At 72.5% G+C, this 15,548-nt stretch carries 12 protein-coding genes and 1 pseudogene; 7 read left to right on the top strand and 6 right to left on the bottom strand.

Annotated elements, in window-relative coordinates:
• Window positions 1-146 precede the first annotated feature (146 nt).
• From PUR26_RS12160 to PUR26_RS12140, 5 genes are all read left to right on the top strand, one after another.
• On the top strand, window positions 147-392 hold the full coding sequence (locus tag PUR26_RS12160) for a DUF397 domain-containing protein (protein ID WP_329871964.1): 246 nt from the start codon (window positions 147-149) through the stop codon (window positions 390-392).
• Between the two features lie 59 nt (window positions 393-451).
• Window positions 452-1,045, top strand: a complete 594-nt coding sequence (locus PUR26_RS12155; protein WP_329871962.1) for a CGNR zinc finger domain-containing protein — start codon at window positions 452-454, stop codon at window positions 1,043-1,045.
• A 148-nt stretch (window positions 1,046-1,193) separates the two neighbouring features.
• Window positions 1,194-1,595 carry an ACT domain-containing protein gene (locus PUR26_RS12150; protein ID WP_329871960.1) on the top strand — a complete coding sequence of 134 codons (402 nt, stop codon included), beginning with the start codon at window positions 1,194-1,196 and terminating at the stop codon, window positions 1,593-1,595.
• 185 nt (window positions 1,596-1,780) lie between these two features.
• Window positions 1,781-2,281: a hypothetical protein gene (locus tag PUR26_RS12145; RefSeq protein WP_329871958.1), complete on the top strand. Its 501-nt coding sequence runs from the start codon at window positions 1,781-1,783 to the stop codon at window positions 2,279-2,281.
• 165 nt (window positions 2,282-2,446) lie between these two features.
• Entirely contained in the window at window positions 2,447-2,836 is a 390-nt protein-coding gene (locus PUR26_RS12140) for an RNA-binding S4 domain-containing protein (protein ID WP_329871957.1), read from the top strand.
• Between the two features lie 57 nt (window positions 2,837-2,893).
• Here PUR26_RS12140 and PUR26_RS12135 read toward each other — a convergent pair whose 3' ends face one another.
• The 3 genes from PUR26_RS12135 to PUR26_RS12125 form a co-directional block, all read right to left on the bottom strand.
• Window positions 2,894-5,098 carry a terpene synthase family protein gene (locus PUR26_RS12135; RefSeq protein WP_329871955.1) on the bottom strand — a complete coding sequence of 735 codons (2,205 nt, stop codon included), beginning with the start codon at window positions 5,096-5,098 and terminating at the stop codon, window positions 2,894-2,896.
• 169 nt (window positions 5,099-5,267) lie between these two features.
• Complete coding sequence (locus tag PUR26_RS12130; protein WP_443077045.1) at window positions 5,268-7,175, bottom strand: N-acetylmuramoyl-L-alanine amidase; 1,908 nt, start codon at window positions 7,173-7,175, stop codon at window positions 5,268-5,270.
• 266 nt (window positions 7,176-7,441) lie between these two features.
• Window positions 7,442-9,181 carry a PP2C family protein-serine/threonine phosphatase gene (locus PUR26_RS12125; protein ID WP_329871954.1) on the bottom strand — a complete coding sequence of 580 codons (1,740 nt, stop codon included), beginning with the start codon at window positions 9,179-9,181 and terminating at the stop codon, window positions 7,442-7,444.
• 464 nt (window positions 9,182-9,645) lie between these two features.
• Here PUR26_RS12125 and PUR26_RS12120 point away from each other — a divergent pair, with 464 nt between their 5' ends.
• Window positions 9,646-10,029: a hypothetical protein gene (locus PUR26_RS12120; RefSeq protein ID WP_329871952.1), complete on the top strand. Its 384-nt coding sequence runs from the start codon at window positions 9,646-9,648 to the stop codon at window positions 10,027-10,029.
• Between the two features lie 325 nt (window positions 10,030-10,354).
• On the opposite strand, the gene PUR26_RS12115 is transcribed toward PUR26_RS12120, so the two are convergent.
• The gene (locus tag PUR26_RS12115) at window positions 10,355-11,473 is read right to left on the bottom strand and encodes an aminoglycoside phosphotransferase family protein (protein WP_329871950.1); all 1,119 of its coding nucleotides are present in this window, start codon (window positions 11,471-11,473) and stop codon (window positions 10,355-10,357) included.
• 234 nt (window positions 11,474-11,707) lie between these two features.
• On the opposite strand from PUR26_RS12115, the gene PUR26_RS12110 reads away from it, so the two are divergent.
• Window positions 11,708-13,204 (top strand): DNA-binding protein NsdB, encoded by a 1,497-nt coding sequence (locus PUR26_RS12110; RefSeq protein ID WP_329871948.1) that lies wholly within the window; start codon window positions 11,708-11,710, stop codon window positions 13,202-13,204.
• Between the two features lie 118 nt (window positions 13,205-13,322).
• Here the strand turns inward: PUR26_RS12110 and PUR26_RS12105 are convergent, their stop codons facing one another.
• Both PUR26_RS12105 and PUR26_RS12100 read right to left on the bottom strand, forming a co-directional pair.
• Complete coding sequence (locus tag PUR26_RS12105; RefSeq protein ID WP_329871947.1) at window positions 13,323-14,813, bottom strand: PP2C family protein-serine/threonine phosphatase; 1,491 nt, start codon at window positions 14,811-14,813, stop codon at window positions 13,323-13,325.
• Window positions 14,814-14,980: 167 nt separating this feature from the next.
• A pseudogene (locus tag PUR26_RS12100) lies at window positions 14,981-15,339 on the bottom strand (SDR family oxidoreductase); the annotation flags it as partial.
• Window positions 15,340-15,548 lie beyond the last annotated feature (209 nt).

The following is a 15,548-nucleotide window of genomic DNA, read 5'->3' as shown; positions in this document are numbered from 1 at the left end:
CGGAGCCCGACCGGGCCGTCCGCTCCCTTCGGCCACCCGGCCGAAGGGCGTCCGGAGCGCCGTGGCCGGCAGCGCGTCACGGCCTGTCCGGAGCCGGTCGCGATGGCTAGTCTGAGCCCGGACGACGAACCGGGAGGAGCAGGGACGTGGCCGACACCTTCATCACCCCCCAGCAGCGGCGGGCCGACCGGGGCAGGCCGGAGCTCGACCTCAGCAAGGCGGAGTGGCAATCGGGCGGTCGGGGGACCGGCGACGTCCAGATCGCCTTCGTGGAGGGCTTCATCGCGATGCGCAACGGCGGCCGCCCGCACAGCCCGTCGCTGATCTTTCCCCCGGCCGAGTGGCGTGCCTTCGTCGTCAACGCCCGGCAGGGGGAGTTCGACCCCAGGTGACGTGACCTGCGCCCACCGCCGGCCCTGTGAGGGATGCCCGACGCGCTACCGTCGGCGTCATGGCCGCGCACCCGCTCGCACTCGATCTCGCTCTCACGATCCGCCACGACGGGCAGGGGGGCGTCGCCGATGATCTCCAGGACCCCACGGGGCTCACCCGTTGGGTCCGCGAGCACGCCGACGCCCTCGCCGTCCTGCCCGCCGCCGACCGCTTCCGTGCCGACGACGACACGCTCGCCGCCGTCCGGTCCGTGCGGACCGCTGTGCGCTCCCTCTTCGCCCGGGCGGTGCCGGGCGGGCCGAACCCCTCCGACGCCCAGCGCCCGCTGCCCGTGGAGAGCGCCCTCCGGAGTCTCAACGCGGCGGCCGCCGTCGTGCCCGTCGTGCCGCACCTGAGCTGGCCCGAGGGCGGCGACCCGACGGAGGAGTCCCGGCCCGTAGGGACCGCCTCGCACCGCGACGCGCTCACCGCTGCCCTCGCGAGTTCCGCGATCACGCTCCTCACCGGCCCGGACCGCGCGCGGCTGCGGGCCTGCCACGCCCCGCGGTGCGTGCGCTACTTCCTCAAGGAGCACCCCCGCCAGGAGTGGTGCAAGCAGTCCTGCGGCAACCGCGCGCGCGTCGCCCGCCACCACGAACGCCACCGCGCCTGACGCCGCCCGACCCGGCCGCCGCCCGTGTCCCCCCGCGCCCGACGCCGCCGCCCCGGCACCACCGCCCGCCCCGGCCCCACCGCCGTCCGTTCCGGCACCGCACCGCGCGATCCGGCCGATCCCGGCGAAAGGGCCTAGTCTGGTGATCATGAGTGGAGAGCGTGACCTGACCCGGCTGCTGGCCGGTATGCGGCCCGAGCTCAACCCCGGCCGCCATGTCTTCTGCACCGTCGACGGCGCCGTCGTCCCGCCGGGCCTGCACCCCGTCGTGACCGTCGCCGAGTCCGAGGGGCTCACCCTGGTGGTACGCCAGGAGGAAGCGGACGCGGCCTCCCTCCCGTACGACTACGTGGCCGGGTGGATCACTCTGCGCGTCCACTCGGCGCTGAACGCCGTCGGGCTCACCGCGGCGGTCGCGGGAGCGCTCGCCGACGCGGGACTGAGCTGCAACGTCGTGGCCGGCTGCCACCACGATCATCTGTTCGTGGAGCACGAGCGGGCGGGGGAGGCACTCGCCGCGCTGAGGCAGTTGGCGGAGCGCTCGGCCTGAGTGCCGACCCCCGCCGCGCACACGGTGGTTGACCCCGGAGCGGACGGCCGCCCGGGCGCGCGCGACCCGGCCACGGTTCGGTGCGGAGCCACCGCGCCCGAGCCCGGCACAGGGCGCGGTGGCGGGCCGCCGACAGGGCCGGGCCCGGGCGCCGTCCGGGGGGCCGGGGCACGTACCATTGCGGCATGTCCTTCCTCCGCCGCCGCAGCGCCGCCACACCCGCGGGCCCGGACTTCGATGTCCTGGCCATGGACCCGGGCGACTGGCCCGGCAACCTCGGCGCCGGTCTGCTCCCCGCCCCCGACGGCAGGTGCCAGGGCGTCTTCCTCCGGTACGACCTGTTCGGCGGCCGGGGCCCCGCGATGATCATCGGCAATCTCCCGGAGGGCTCCCCGGCGCGCGAGCTCGGAGAGGGCCAGATCCCCTTCGAGGTGGCCCAGCTCCTGGCGGCCCTGGAGAACGACGAGCCCGTCGAGGTGGTCGAGACGGAGGACGTGCCGGTGATGCAGGGGGACAACCTGCTCATCGTGCGCCGCCTCAAGCTCTCCGAGAGCCGTATCTCCTGCGTCCAGTTCGACCGCAGCGACAACGTCCTGGTCACCATCGCCAGCTGGGACCGGCCGATCACCGACGATCTGTACGCGCTCCTCAAGCCGCTGCCCGCGGAGCTCTTCCAGCAGGGCTGACGAACCCGCCGTCCGCCCCGGGTCCCACTCCGGGCCCGGGGCGGACGGCGGTCGAGCCGTGGATTTCGCGCGGCCGGCCGGAGAGGGGCCCGGGGACGCGCGGACAGCGGGCCCCGGCCGGACAAGGAGGCGTCCCCTTCCGTCCGAGCCGATTAGAGTCGGACCATGGCAACCGACGAGGGGAACACCACCGCACGGGTCGACAGCTGGATCTGGGCCGTACGACTCACCAAGACCCGCTCACAGGCCGCTGCCGCCTGCCGGGCCGGGCATGTCCGGGTGAACGGCGAGCGCGCCAAGCCCGCCCAGCCCGTCAGGCCGGGCGACGAGGTCCGGCTGTTCCACGCCGGTCACGAGCGGATCGTCGAGGTGAAGCGGGCGCTCGCCAAGCGTGTCGGCGCTCCCGTCGCGGCCGAGGCGTACATCGACAACAGCCCGCCCCCGCCGCCTCGTGAGCATGTCGCTCTGGCCGGCGTGCGCGACCGGGGCGCGGGCCGTCCCACCAAGCGCGAGCGCCGCGAACTGGACCAGCTCCGCGGCGCCCGCCACGCCTGACGGCCGTGGCGCGCGGTCTGCCGTCCCCGCGCGCCACGGCCGGCTCCTCACGTACTCCTACGACGCGAAAAGCCCCGCGATCCGGGCCGCCGACGTCCCCGGCCCGGTCGGCCCGTAGGGCGGACGCCCCCGGTGCAGCAGAGCGGTCCCACTGCCCGAGTGGACGTCCCGCGCCGCGTAACGGCGCACCCGCCGGTGCCAGTTCAGGATTCCGGCGAGCCAGTCCTCCAGCTCCCGCACATAGGCGTCCAAGGCCGCCCTGCCTCGCGCGTCCAGCCCGAACTCCTCGCAGAGCAGGGGCAGTTCGTTCTCTTTCACATGCAGGAACTGGCGCAGCCGACCCCGCATCAGGTCGTCGACGATCGCGACACCGGTCGGGTAGTCGCATCCGAAGAAGGACTGCACCACCAGCACACCGTTGTGCACCTCGCCCTCGACCTCGATCTCCTTCTGGTACGAGAAGAGGTCGTTGAGCAGTGTCGCGTAGTCCGACGCGGAACTCTCCAGGCTCCGCAGCGTGCCGGTCCGGTAGATCTCCGCCGGGAGCTCGTGCTCGTGCCGCAGCCGGGCCAGGCTCATGGTGAGGTCCGAGCCGAAGGTCAGCCGGCGCATCTCGATGTAGTCGACCGGATCGGGCACGCGGTGCTGGGCCTGGTTGTGGAGCTCCCAGAGCCAGCTGTCCAGCATCTTGTCGAGCGACAGGCGCAGCGCGGCCCGCGCGGAAGGGCCCATCGGGCCGGCCGTGCGCTCCCACAGATCGGCGAGCGACCGCTCCATCGGACTCACCGCCAGGGCCGCGCCGGCCGCCGGGTCGTCGACGGGCATGCATGCCTTCAGCCGCTCGGTGCAGAGTTTCGCCCCGACGAGGTTGCGCGGGCGTCCGAAGACGACCGGGTAGTAGTCGTCGCCGTACGTCCCCCAGGTCAGCCACTCGGCGCTGAGCTCCAGCTCCTCGGCGGTGGCGTCCGGGTCCAGGCCGGCGGAGCAGAGCGCCAGGTCGAATCCGATCGCCATCCGCTCGTCCCAGATGTCGTCGAGCAGCCCCATCCGGCCCGCCCAGGCGACCGACTTGGCGCGGGCGTCCTCGTGGTGCGGGCTGATCGACAGCGGGAACGGCAGGTCGAACTCCGGCAGCAGGGAGGGTCCGACCTTCTGGTGCGGTACATGGGTGAACCCGCGGAGCCGTGAGGTGGCCGGGCGGCCGAAGAGCGTCCTGATGTCGAGCGCCGAGGTGCCCAGCACACCCGCGGGCGCCGAGAAGGCGGTGCGCGCGCCCTCGTTCATGTAACGACTGGAGCGCATGTGCCATTCATGACCGCCGGACTGCCAGTCCTGCAGCCCCTTCGTGTACGCCGCGACCGCGGCGCACTCGTCGGGGCTCAGGCCCTTCTCCAGGCACACTCCGGGCACCTCGGTCAGCGCCGTGTTCTCGAACTGCTGAAGCCGGGACGTCAACAGGTCGTTGACGGCATCGGCCGCCTCCTGCGTGGTACAGCCGAGGAATTTCTCCAGGACGAGGACGCCGTTGCTGTTCTCCCCCTCGTCCTCGACCTCACGCTGGTAGGAGAAGAGGTCGTTGCGCAGGTGGACGGCGTCGGAGAACGCGTCCCGCAGCACCAGCAGCGGACGTGTGTGCGCCACCCGTTCGGGCACCTCGGCGCCCGCCGCGTACTCGACGAGCCCCGCGGACCAGGGCGCGCCGCCCACCTTGCGGCGCATCTCGATGTACTCGACGGGATTGGCGATCCGGCCCTCGTCGATGTTGGTCAGTTCCCACATCGACTCGTTGAGCAGGTTCTCGGTGGCCTCCGAGAAGCGGGCCCGCCATGCCGGGGACATGCTCGGCACGGTCCGTGTCCACAGATCGGCGAGCCCGGCCTCGACCGGATTGGTCGGTTCGGGCATCCCCTGGGTCAGATCCATCGGCATGAAGGCGGGCAGCCGGTCCAGATAGGCCTTGCCGCCCGCCCTGTCCTGGGACCTCTTGAAGACCTCCAGGAAGTGGTCGTCGAAGAAGAAGACCCACACGTACCAGTCGGTGACCAGGGACAGCGCGTCCTCGTCGCAGTCGGGATGCGTGTACCCGCACAGCAGGGCGTAGTCGTGGGAGTCCAGGTCGTGTTCCTCCCAGACCCCGGATCCCTCCAGCATCCCCATGTGCCGCGCCCACTTCTTGGTGTGTGCGCGCGCGGCGTCCACATGGGGGCTGAGACGTGCCGGACAGGGCACATAGAAGTCCGGCAGTACAAAGGGCTGTGCCATGCGTGCGGGGCCTTTCGGTGGGCGAAGTGACTACCGCGCCAGCCCTACCCTTCGCCCGTACGGCCCACGCAGCACCGGTATTAGTCATATGAACGCCAGGTGGGGGACGGTGTCCGTACGGAAAGGTTCCGTCGGCCCCCCTGTGGCCGACGGAACCCCTCCGTACCGCTCAGGAGCGGAAAACCCGCACGTCGGAGGCGTTTACAAAGGCGACGCGGTGTCCGAACTGGATCTCGTAGTACAGCTCCTCGCCCCGCACCACCCGGTGCTTCGAGGTATCGAACGCCGGAGCGAAGAAGTACTCGCCGGGGACCCGGTCTCCCACGACGTACCGCTGGCCCGCGAGCAGCCGGTACGGAAGCGGCGCGACCGCCTGCACCGGTACTCCCTCCGGATACGCGGCAGCCTCCGGATAGGCGCGTCCGTACACCGCGACCTCCGCCGAGCCGTCCTTCGGGGTCAGCACCCACCCCCTCGTGCCGACCGCGGTGGGCCGGGTGCGCGGGTTGTGGAACCACGCCTTCTGGCCCAGGTACCAGATCGCCGTCCAGTCCCCGAGCCGCTCCGCGACCGCGTAGCTCTGGCCCGTCGAAGCCCTCGCGCCGGTGTCGTTGACGTCGATCGTGGAGTCCTGTCCGCCCGGTCGCAGACCGGCGTCCTTGACCAGGGGCGCGTCCTGGCGGGGTTCCGTGTGCAGCCGTACCGCCCCGCTGCCGTGCGGCGCGCAGGCCCGACCGGCCGTCACACAGCCCGTGTACGCCGGCCGGTGCTCGCCGTACCGGGGCCTGACCGTCACCACCGCGCTCCCGGGGCCGGCGCTCGGCACGACGGGCCTGCCCAACAGCTCGAAGTAGTGTGCCCAGTCCCAGTAGGGCCCCGGGTCGGTGTGCATGCCCCGGATCGTCGCCGCCGTCGTGCCGGGCACGTTGTCGTGGCCGAGGATGTGCTGCCGGTCCAGCGGGATGCCGTACCGCTTCGCCAGGTAGCGCACCAGCCGCGCCGACGTCCGGTACATCGCCTCCGTGTACCAGGCGTCCGGAGCGACCAGGAAGCCCTCGTGTTCCAGTCCCACGGACTTGGCGTTGACGAACCAGTTGCCCGCGTGCCAGCCGACGTCCTTGAGCGCGACGTGCTGGGCGATGTGCCCGTCCGAGGCGCGCAGCGAGTAGTGCCACGACACGTACGCCGGGTCCTGCACCAGCTTCAGCGTGACGTCCCAGGTCGCCTCCGTGTCGTGGATGACGATGTAGTCGACCGACTGGGAAGCCGGCCGGGCGGACTTGTCGTGGTTCCCGTAGTCGCCCTCCCCGAACTCCTCGTAGGGCGCGGGAATCCATTCGCATGCCACCGAGTCCGGGCACTCGGTCGACGCGGCGTCGGTCGTGCGCAGGCCCAGTCCTGTTGCCTGCGACCGGTCGGGGACTGCCCGGGGGTCCGCGGGCAGGGTGACCAACTGTCCGCTGTCCGTGGTGCGGCGTTCACCCGTACGAATGATGTCGAAGACGTCGTTCGCGTACGTCGTGGCGGTGGCCGCGTCGTCGGCGCCGGAGTACAGCGCCACCGCGCCGTACCAGTCCGCCGGATCGGCGCTCGGAGGCCGGCCGAGATCCCGCTGGGCCTGTGCCAGCAGCGCCGCGCCGCCCCGGATGTTCGCGGCGCTGCTGGTGCGCAACCGCTCGGCGGGCAGCCCCGACAGCTCGGCCGCCCGGTCCAGGGTGCGCAGCCGCGGCGGGAGGCCGGAGTCCTCGGGAAGCTCCCGGCCGACGAGGTCCTTCGGGGGCCGTGAGCCGTCACCGCGCGCGTCCTCGCCGCCGTGCGAGTGGTGGGGGGCCGAAGCGAGCGCCGTACGCACGTCGGTGAGGTGCATCGGGCCGTAGCCGCCCGTGACGCTCGGGGAGCCGCCGTGCCCGTCCCACCGGGACTGGAGGTACGACACGGCCAGCAGAACGCCGCTCGGCACCCCGTAGCGTTCGGCGGCCGCGGTGAACGCGCTCTGGAGAGTGCCGGAAGCGGGGTGCCCGGCCGTCGCGGACGGGGACGCCGAGAGCAACGGGAGCAACAGGGCGGCGGACACCACCGCGCCACCCGCTCTCCGTACCTGTCGACCCGCACTCCGACGTGGATACCGATGGGCGCAGCGGTGCAATGCAGCCTCCTGTGACGGATGGTGCGGCGGCCGGACCCGTACAGGGGTATCGGCTGGCGCGCCATCCGTCAATCAGGCTGCGGCAAAGGGGAGTTCGCACGTCAACTCGGGTATCCGACGGTTGACCCGGGTTTTCCCCGTGGCGGCGTGCGGGCCTGCGGTGCGACAGTGGTATGGACCAATGGGGGCGTGCAGGTTCAGTCGACCCGGACGGCGAGCAGGCACGCGTCGTCGTCGTGCGCGGAGCGCCCGTACTCCTCGGTGAGCCGGTCGACGATCTGCTGCGGCGTCCGGTCGCCGCACGCGGTCAGCTGGTCCGTCAGCGCGGTGATCCCCTGCATGATGTCCTGACCCCGCCGCTCCACCACGCCGTCCGTGTACAGCAGGAGCACGTCGTCCGCCATCAGCGGGAACTCCGCCGTCTCGTACGCGTGGCCGGGCAGCACCCCCAGCAGCGGTCCCCGGTGCTCCACCGGCAGGGTGAACGCGTGCCCACCGCGCAGCAGCAGCGGAGCCGGATGCCCGGCACTCGTCCAGCGCAGCACCCGGTCGTCCCCGATGTGCCCGACCACCACGGTGGCCGTCGACGCCGCGGCGGGATCGCTGCACACCAGTTCGTTGAGCCAGCTCGTGACATCACCGGCCGAGGCGCCCGTATGGGCGAGCCCCGCCATCGCGTAGCGCTGCTGGGCCATCCGGGCGACCGCGTCCAGACCGTGACCGCTGGCGTCCCCGATGGCGATCAGCGCCCGGCGGTCCGGCAGCGGCCGGCACTTGTACCAGTCACCGCCCACGGCGGCGTCCGGCTCGGCGGGCAGATAGGCGGCCGCCGCCACCAGCCCCAGCTCCGCCAGCCCCTCGGAATAGGTCGGCAGCAGTGCCTCGCGCAGCGCCGAGGCGACATGCCGCTCGGCGGAGGCCTGCTGCCGCAGCTGCTCGGTCTCCCACTGCTTCTCCACCAGCCTGCGACGGCTGCGCATCTGCGGGGTGAGATCCCGGGCCACGATCTGCAGCGCCCAGGGCCGCCCGTCCGTCCCGGTCACCGGTCTCCCGAGCAGGTCCACCGTGCGCACCTCGCCGAGCACCAGGAACCGGATCCTGGTCCAGGCGGGCTCCTCGCCGGCCATCACCGACGCGATGAACTCCGCGAACGGCACCACATCGGCCTCCACCAGGGCGTCGCAGAGCTCCAGCAGGGACCACGGCAGCTGGGGGTCCCTGCGGAAGATCCGCTGCAGCCCCTCCGACCAGGACACCGCCCCCGACAGCAGGTCCCACCGTCCCCACCCCATCGACGCGAGGTGCTGGGCGTCGACGGTGAGCAGCTCCGCCTGACTGCGAACGGGTCGCCAGGCCGTCAGCACCTGATCGCCGCAGGCTGCCGCGTAGTGCACCAGCTGCACCCGCTTGAGCCTGCCGTGCCGCTCCTCGGTGTAGTCCACGACGAGCCCGTCGAGCGAGCGCCCGGTCGCCAGTACGTCGGCGAGGGCGGGCAGCAGCCCGGTGGCGGCGGCCCCGGGCCTGGCCTCCAGGAACCGCCGGCCCACCTGCTGGTCCGGCGCCACCAGCCAATCGGCCGAGCGGACGTGGTTGCCCGCGCGGATGACGAAGTCCGTGATCCCGCCGGCGTCGTCCCGTACGGGCGCGAGCAGCGCCGCCGACACCGGAATGGCGGGCAGGGTGGCGCACACGCATCCCAGGGGGTCGTGCCCCTCACCCGCGCCCACGCAGGCGTGCCACGCGCCGTCCCCCTGGCCGCAGGGGCACTGTCCCCCGGGGGTGGGCGGGGCGTCGGCCTCCGCGGCGGTCGCGGCCGCCGCGGCCACGGTGGTCGATCCTGCCGCGGCCCCGTGTCGCACATCGGACCGCAGTGACGCGACCTCACGCTCGATGAACGCCTTGAGCGAGGCGACGTCGGCCTGGGGCGACGCCTTCATGGGAGCACCCTTCTGGTCGTAGGGGACGGGATGTCGTCCGGGCGCTGCCGGGGGCCGCCGCGGCGGCCGGTGCGGGCCCGGCAGGAAACCGGAGCCGGAACCGGAACGGACATCGCGCTGTCCGTCCGGGGCGTCGGGGTGGCCGGGCCGACGTCCGCACCGGGTGGCTCCGTACCGGGTAGGGCCCCGCCCGGTCGATAGTGCCTCACGTCATCGTTCCCCTTCTCGCTGTGCACGGCAGTTCCGCACGTCCCGGGTAAGGCTGGATAATTCATTGCATTACTGGACAGATACTCGGTAAACGATGGTGAGGCATTCCGGCGCACGCGCAGGCCGATGGCCTGGCCGGTCCGGGCCGAAGGTCCTGCGCCGGAGAGGCCGAACGACGTGGCCGGCCCCGCTCCGCCCCGGCAATACCCAGGGCAGCCGGCCCACGGCACACAACGAACCGGAGGAAGCGGAAGATGAAGTGGATCGCGTGGAGCAGGGCGCAACTCCTGCGGATCACGGACCGGTTGGGACCCTCACGCGTCCCGGCCGCGCCGCCCCCGGAGTCGCTCCGGGTCCGAAGCCCGGACGAGGGGACCCGGTGGACCTGCGTCGAGCGGCAGCGGATCAGCTGGCAGTGTTCGGGGAGCCTGTGGCACCCCTGCGACGTCCTGCTGGAACGCCGCACGGATGAGGGCTGGTCCCTCGTGGCGCTGCTCGCCGCCCATGTCGACCCGCGCTCCCTCGGCACCTCCGTGGTGGTGCCCGAGCTGCCCGCGGGGCCCTATCGCGTCCTCATCACCTCCCCGGAGCTGCCCACGGCGGTGTGCAGCCCACCGCTGGAGATCAGCCGTTCGTAGCCGCGCCCGGCGCGGGCCGCACCGGCGGCTTCGAGCATGCCGACAGCACCCGACAGCACCCGACCGCGCGCCGGCCGACCGGGACGGCGCGGCCGCGCCCCGGCTACGACCGGCGGGACCGCCCCTGGTCGTTACGGCCGCGGGAGACCGGCGCCGGAGCCGGGCCCGGCTCCCGGGTCCGCTCCCTGCCGGGCTGCGGCCGCGGTCGGCCCGGGGTTCCCGTCACGGCCGGGCCGCGACGACCCGACGGGGCCCGCACATGACAGCGCGCTGTGTGCCGGTGCGTCGCACCAGGCACACAGCGCCCTTCCCCCTCACCGGCCGGTCAGCGAGTGCCGACCGCAGCGCGCACGGCCCGCCGTGCCAGCGCGCAGTCATCGTGCAGCCGCCTCAGCAGCAGCCGCTGTTCCTCCCCGGCCGACACCCCACCGGGCTGGACCGGGATCGAACCGGCCGACGGAGCCTCTCGTATCGTGCGCTGCACCGCCGTCTCGTACGTCCGGATCTCCCGGGTGAGCACGATCATCAGGTTGACCAGGAACGCGTCCCGGGCCGCCGGGCCGGCCGTCTGCGCCAGCTGACTGATCTGGCGCCTGGCCAGCGGGGCGTCGCCGAGGACGGCCCACAGGGTCGCCAGGTCGTACCCCGGCAGGTACCAGCCCGCGTGTTCCCAGTCGACCAGCACCGGGCCGGCGGGGGACAGCAGGATGTTGGAGAGCAGCGCGTCACCGTGGCAGAACTGCCCCATGCCCTGCCGCCCGCCCGCGTGGGCCAGTCCGTGCAGCAGCTTCTGCAGGTCGTCGCGGTCGCGGTCGGTGAAGAGCCCCAGCTCGTGGTAGCGGGAGATCCGTGACGCGTAGTCGAGCGGCGCGTCGAAGGTACCGACCGGAGGACGCCAGTCGTTGAGCCGGACGATCGCGCCGAGCACGGCCCGCAGGTCCGAGCGGGGCGGGGCCTCGGAGGGGTGGCGGGAGAGAGCTGCCGCACGTCCGGGCATCCGCTCGATCACCAGGGTGCAGTTGTCGGGGTCCGCGGCGATGAGCCGGGGGGCCCTTACCGGCGGGCGGTGCCGGACGAAGGTGCGGTAGGCGGCGATCTCGTGACGGAACCGCTCGGCCCAGGCCGGGGAATGGTCCAGTAAACACTTGGCGACCGCGGTGGCGCGTCCCGTGGTGCCGACCAGCAGTACGGAACGCCCGCTGCGGCGCATCACCTGGACCGGGTTGAACTCGGGGCAGATCCGGTGCACCGACGCGATGGCCTTCCGCATCTGCGCGCCCTGAGGGCCGGACAAGTCGATTCTCCCGCTCAGCGGCCCGGCCACCGTCCCGGCCCAGTGCCGGGCCCGACCCGCCTGGGAGGGATCCAGATACGGTCCGCTGCCGACCGGGACGGAGCGCTGCGGCCGGGGCGGGGCGGACACGGAGGACGATGCTGTGTACATGGGCGAGACAGATCCCTTCGTGTGCCGACGAGTTGCGTGCGCTGCCCCGTCCCGGCCACCGGTCAACACCCTGGGGAATGAGGGCCGGTTGCCGGGCCGGGGTGGCGCGTTCCTACCTGACACCCGGCCCCGGGTGGCACACCATCTGGCGAACCCTGGCGAAGCCTGGCGAATAGTCGCCAGCCCTATGACCGCGGGCTACTGTCAACTCAGCCGAGAACCTGGGGGCTTTACGTGACCGGAGAACCCAACACCCGTCTTGCGGACCTGTTCGGCCTGGCCGGCTGGTCCAAGGGAGAGCTCGCGAGGCTCGTGAACCGGCAGGCGGCGGCCATGGGCCACCCGCAGCTGGCGACCGATACCTCACGGGTACGGCGTTGGATCGACATGGGGGAGACCCCGCGTGATCCCGTGCCCCGAGTGCTGGCCGCCCTGTTCACCGAGCGACTCGGCCGTGTCGTGACCATCGAGGACCTCGGGTTCGTGCGACACGGGCGCGCCGGGAAACGGCGGGACGTCAGGAACACCGACAACCCTGACGGGCTGCCCTGGGCGCCCGAGCGTACGGCTGCGGTCCTCACCGAATTCACGGGAATGGACCTCATGCTCAACCGACGCGGCTTGGTGGGCGCGGGCGCCGCGCTCGCCGCAGGCTCCGCACTCACCAGCGCCATGCACGACTGGCTCCACATCGATCCCGCTGCCACCGCCGACGCTTCCCGTCCCGGGGATCCCCTGCACGCCGACCCCGCCGGATACGACCGCTATGAGGCCGCCCCCATCGGGTCGCAGGAGATCGAGGCACTGGAACGCTCCGTCGAGGTGTTCCGTGCCTGGGACGCGGCCCGTGGCGGCGGGCTCCAGCGCAAGGCCGTGGTGGGCCAGCTCAACGAAGTGGGCGGCATGCTCGCCTACCGCCACCCCGATCACCTCCAGCGCAGGCTCTGGGGCGTCGCCGCCAACCTGGCCGTCCTGGCCGGCTGGATGTCCCACGACGTGGGCCTGGAACCCACGGCGCAGAAGTACTTCGTCATCGCCGCCCACGCGGCGCGCGAAGGGGGCGACCGGCCGCGCGCCGGGGAGGCCCTCTCCCGGGCCGCCCGGCAGATGGTGCATCTGGGCCGGCCGGACGACGCGCTCGATCTGATGAAGCTCGCCAAGTCAGGCTCGGGCGAGGAGGTCCTGCCGCGTACCCAGGCCATGCTGCACACCATCGAAGCCTGGGCGCAGGCGGCCATGGGGCGCGGTCAGGCCATGCGGCGCACCCTGGGGGAGGCCGAGGAGCTCTTCGTCTCCGACAAGGGCGATGTGCCACCGCCCAGCTGGATGCAGATGTTCGACGAGGCGGACCTGCACGGCATGCAGGCCCTGGCCTACCGCACCCTCGCCGACCACGACCCCGCGGCGGCAGCCACCGCCCAGCGTCACGCCCGGCGGGCGCTGGAACTGCGGGAGGGCGGCCGCCAGCGTTCCAAGATCTTCGACTACATCTCGCTCGCCTCGGCGTGCTTCATCGCGGACGATCCCGAACAGGCCGACCGCTACGCCCGGCTGGCGCTGGTGTCGATGGGGGAGACCTCCTCCCACCGCACGTGGGACCGGCTGCGTGAGATGTACCGGCTCACCGGCGAGTACGCCGGCTACACAAGGATCGAGGACCTGCGTGAGGAGATCGAGCTCGCCATGCCCAGAAGCACCGCCAAGAAGCCGCCGAGGAGTCCGAGAATCTGACCCGACCCGGCCGGCGCAACCGGGAACGGCCTCTCCCGCGACAGCTCGTCGCGGCGCCGGTCCCCTCGTGGTGCCACGGCTCCGGTCCGGACCGCCGACGGCCGGTGAGGCGGCTCCGTCACATCGTCATCCTGTCCACTGACACCCCCTGGGACGGCTCGCCGACCCTGGCGGCCATCACGCAGGCGTCGTCCTCACGAGGGGAACCACCGAACTCCTCCACCATCAACCGCACACATTCCTGTGCGTCCCGGGCTTCGGCGAACCGCGGTGCCATCGCGAGCAGCCTGTCCACTCCCGAGTGGTCCGGGTCGGCACCGCGCGTCAGTCCGTCCGTGTGCAGCACCAACAGGTCTCCGGGCCGCAGCCGCACTTCGGCCTGCTCGTACGCGGCACCGGACGTCGCACCGAGCAGGACCCCGTCCGGGCGCGTCAGCGTGCGCCCCGTCCCGCCGCGGAACAGCAGCGGGGCGGGGTGTCCCGCCTGCGCCCAGCGGAGGGTCCCGGACGCCGGGCTGTACCGGCAGCACACGGCGCTGCCGAGGGCGGGCTGGGCCGAGGCTTCCAGGAGCTGGTTGAGGTGCCCCATCAGGGCCCCCGGCCGGATCCCTGCCACGGCCATTCCGCGCAGCGCGCCCAGCAGCATCGCCATCGAGGAGGTGGCGGACACCCCGTGCCCGGTCAGGTCGCCGACCGTCAGCATCACCTCGCCGTCGGGCAGTTCCAGCACGTCGTACCAGTCGCCGCCGATCAGGGCGCTGTTCCCGGACGGGAGGTAGTGCCCCGCCAGGTCCAGTGCCGTCGTGTCGCCGTGAGGAAAGCGCAGGGGGCCGCGCCAGGGAGGCAGGACCGCTTCCTGGAGCTCGACGGCCACCCGGCGTTCGGTCCGCTCGACATGCTGACGGCGGCTCAAGGTGTCGCGTGACTCGCGCACCGCCCGCTCGCTTCGGCGCAGTTCGCTGACATCGCGTAACACCGCCCACATCGACGCGGTGCACCCGTCGGTGTCGAGCACGGGTTCGCCCGTCATGTGCAGGGTGCGCACCCGTCCGTCCGGCCGGACGATGCGGAACTCGCCGTCGACCGGCTTCCCGTCGATCAGGCAGCCCGTCACCATCGCGGTGAGCGCGGCCTGGTCCTCGGCGAAGACCACGGAGGGCAGCTCGTCCAGTGACATGGGGCCGTTCCGCGGGGTACGGCCGAAGATCTGGTACAGCTCCTGCGACCAGCTCACCTCATCGGTGAGGAGGTTCCACTCCGCGCTGCCGACCCGGCTGAGGAGGGAGCCGGTGGGCAGCCGTCGGGCCGCCCCCCCCTCGTCGACGGCCGTGGCCGATGCCTCCCAGGACTCCACGGTCTCCATGAGTCCGTCCGGGACACCGACCCTGAGCTGGCCCAACTGTGCTCCGACATCGTCCAATTGGGTGACCGCGAGATCACACAGGGCGCGCTGCCAACGGCCCTGCGGGTCGTCCTCGTCCACCGCGGCGTCCCGGCGCACGGCGTCGACATCCCCGCGCAGCCGACGGGTCTGCGTGATCAGTGCCTCCACCGTGCCGCGCTCGGGCGGCTGCGGGGCGGGACGGTCCGCGAACAGATGGGACGGCATGTCGTACTCCGATACACGCGCGGCGCGGCCAGGATCCGAATGTAAGGACCGGCTACGACTTTGGCACAGGCCGCCAGGGCCTGTAAGGGGTTTGGCAACACTCGATACGGTGGTGCTTCTGGCATATGCCGAAGGCCTGAGGGAGACCGGCCGTCCCCGGACACGACTCACGGCAGGATCGAGTCAACATACCCCCCCGTCGACGCGGACGGCGGCACCCGTCGTCGCGGACGCCTGGGCGAGCTGAGGTAGACGCCATGTGTGCGATCCCCTCCGGTCCGATCAGCCGCCGGAGCAGCGACCGGGGCCGGTGCTCCCGCATGAACGCGCGCCGGGCCTCGTCCCACGGCAGAGCCCGGTCCACCGGTTCGTACGCGACGAGATCCTCCACTCCGCCCATGCGGGTGGGGCCGGTGATCAGGGAGTTGACGGTGACACCGGTGCCGGCCGCCTCCTTGGCGAAACCCCGGCCCACCGCGAGCAGGGCTGTCCTGGACGTCCCGTAGTGGATCGTCTCGGCGGGGATGCCTGGAGATCCACGTGCGTGCGCCCGGTTCCTCTCCCGCTCGCCCGGTCCCCGGTTCCCGTGGTGCACCGAGGGTCCGGCAGGTGAGCGACGGCGGCGCGCGCCGCCGACTGCCCGCCCACCGGTCCGGGCGCGGCCCGTTCCCGCGTCCGTCCCGCCCGGCGCCGCGCAGGTGTTCCCCCGCCACCGCGGTGAACACGATGACGTGG

The organism is Streptomyces sp. SP18CS02, assembly GCF_036322365.1.
Classification (GTDB): Bacteria; Actinomycetota; Actinomycetes; order Streptomycetales; family Streptomycetaceae; genus Streptomyces.
This window is presented reverse-complemented; position numbering and strand designations above follow the sequence as displayed.

Coding starts and splice junctions, on each gene's coding strand:
- PUR26_RS12125 (WP_329871954.1), bottom strand. CDS start 9,181: ATGAAGGCGTCGCCCCAGGCCGACGTCGCCTCGCTCAAGGCGTTCATC.
- PUR26_RS12115 (WP_329871950.1), bottom strand. CDS start 11,473: ATGTACACAGCATCGTCCTCCGTGTCCGCCCCGCCCCGGCCGCAGCGC.
- PUR26_RS12155 (WP_329871962.1), top strand. CDS start 452: ATGGCCGCGCACCCGCTCGCACTCGATCTCGCTCTCACGATCCGCCAC.
- PUR26_RS12150 (WP_329871960.1), top strand. CDS start 1,194: ATGAGTGGAGAGCGTGACCTGACCCGGCTGCTGGCCGGTATGCGGCCC.
- PUR26_RS12145 (WP_329871958.1), top strand. CDS start 1,781: ATGTCCTTCCTCCGCCGCCGCAGCGCCGCCACACCCGCGGGCCCGGAC.
- PUR26_RS12120 (WP_329871952.1), top strand. CDS start 9,646: ATGAAGTGGATCGCGTGGAGCAGGGCGCAACTCCTGCGGATCACGGAC.
- PUR26_RS12105 (WP_329871947.1), bottom strand. CDS start 14,813: ATGCCGTCCCATCTGTTCGCGGACCGTCCCGCCCCGCAGCCGCCCGAG.
- PUR26_RS12135 (WP_329871955.1), bottom strand. CDS start 5,098: ATGGCACAGCCCTTTGTACTGCCGGACTTCTATGTGCCCTGTCCGGCA.
- PUR26_RS12140 (WP_329871957.1), top strand. CDS start 2,447: ATGGCAACCGACGAGGGGAACACCACCGCACGGGTCGACAGCTGGATC.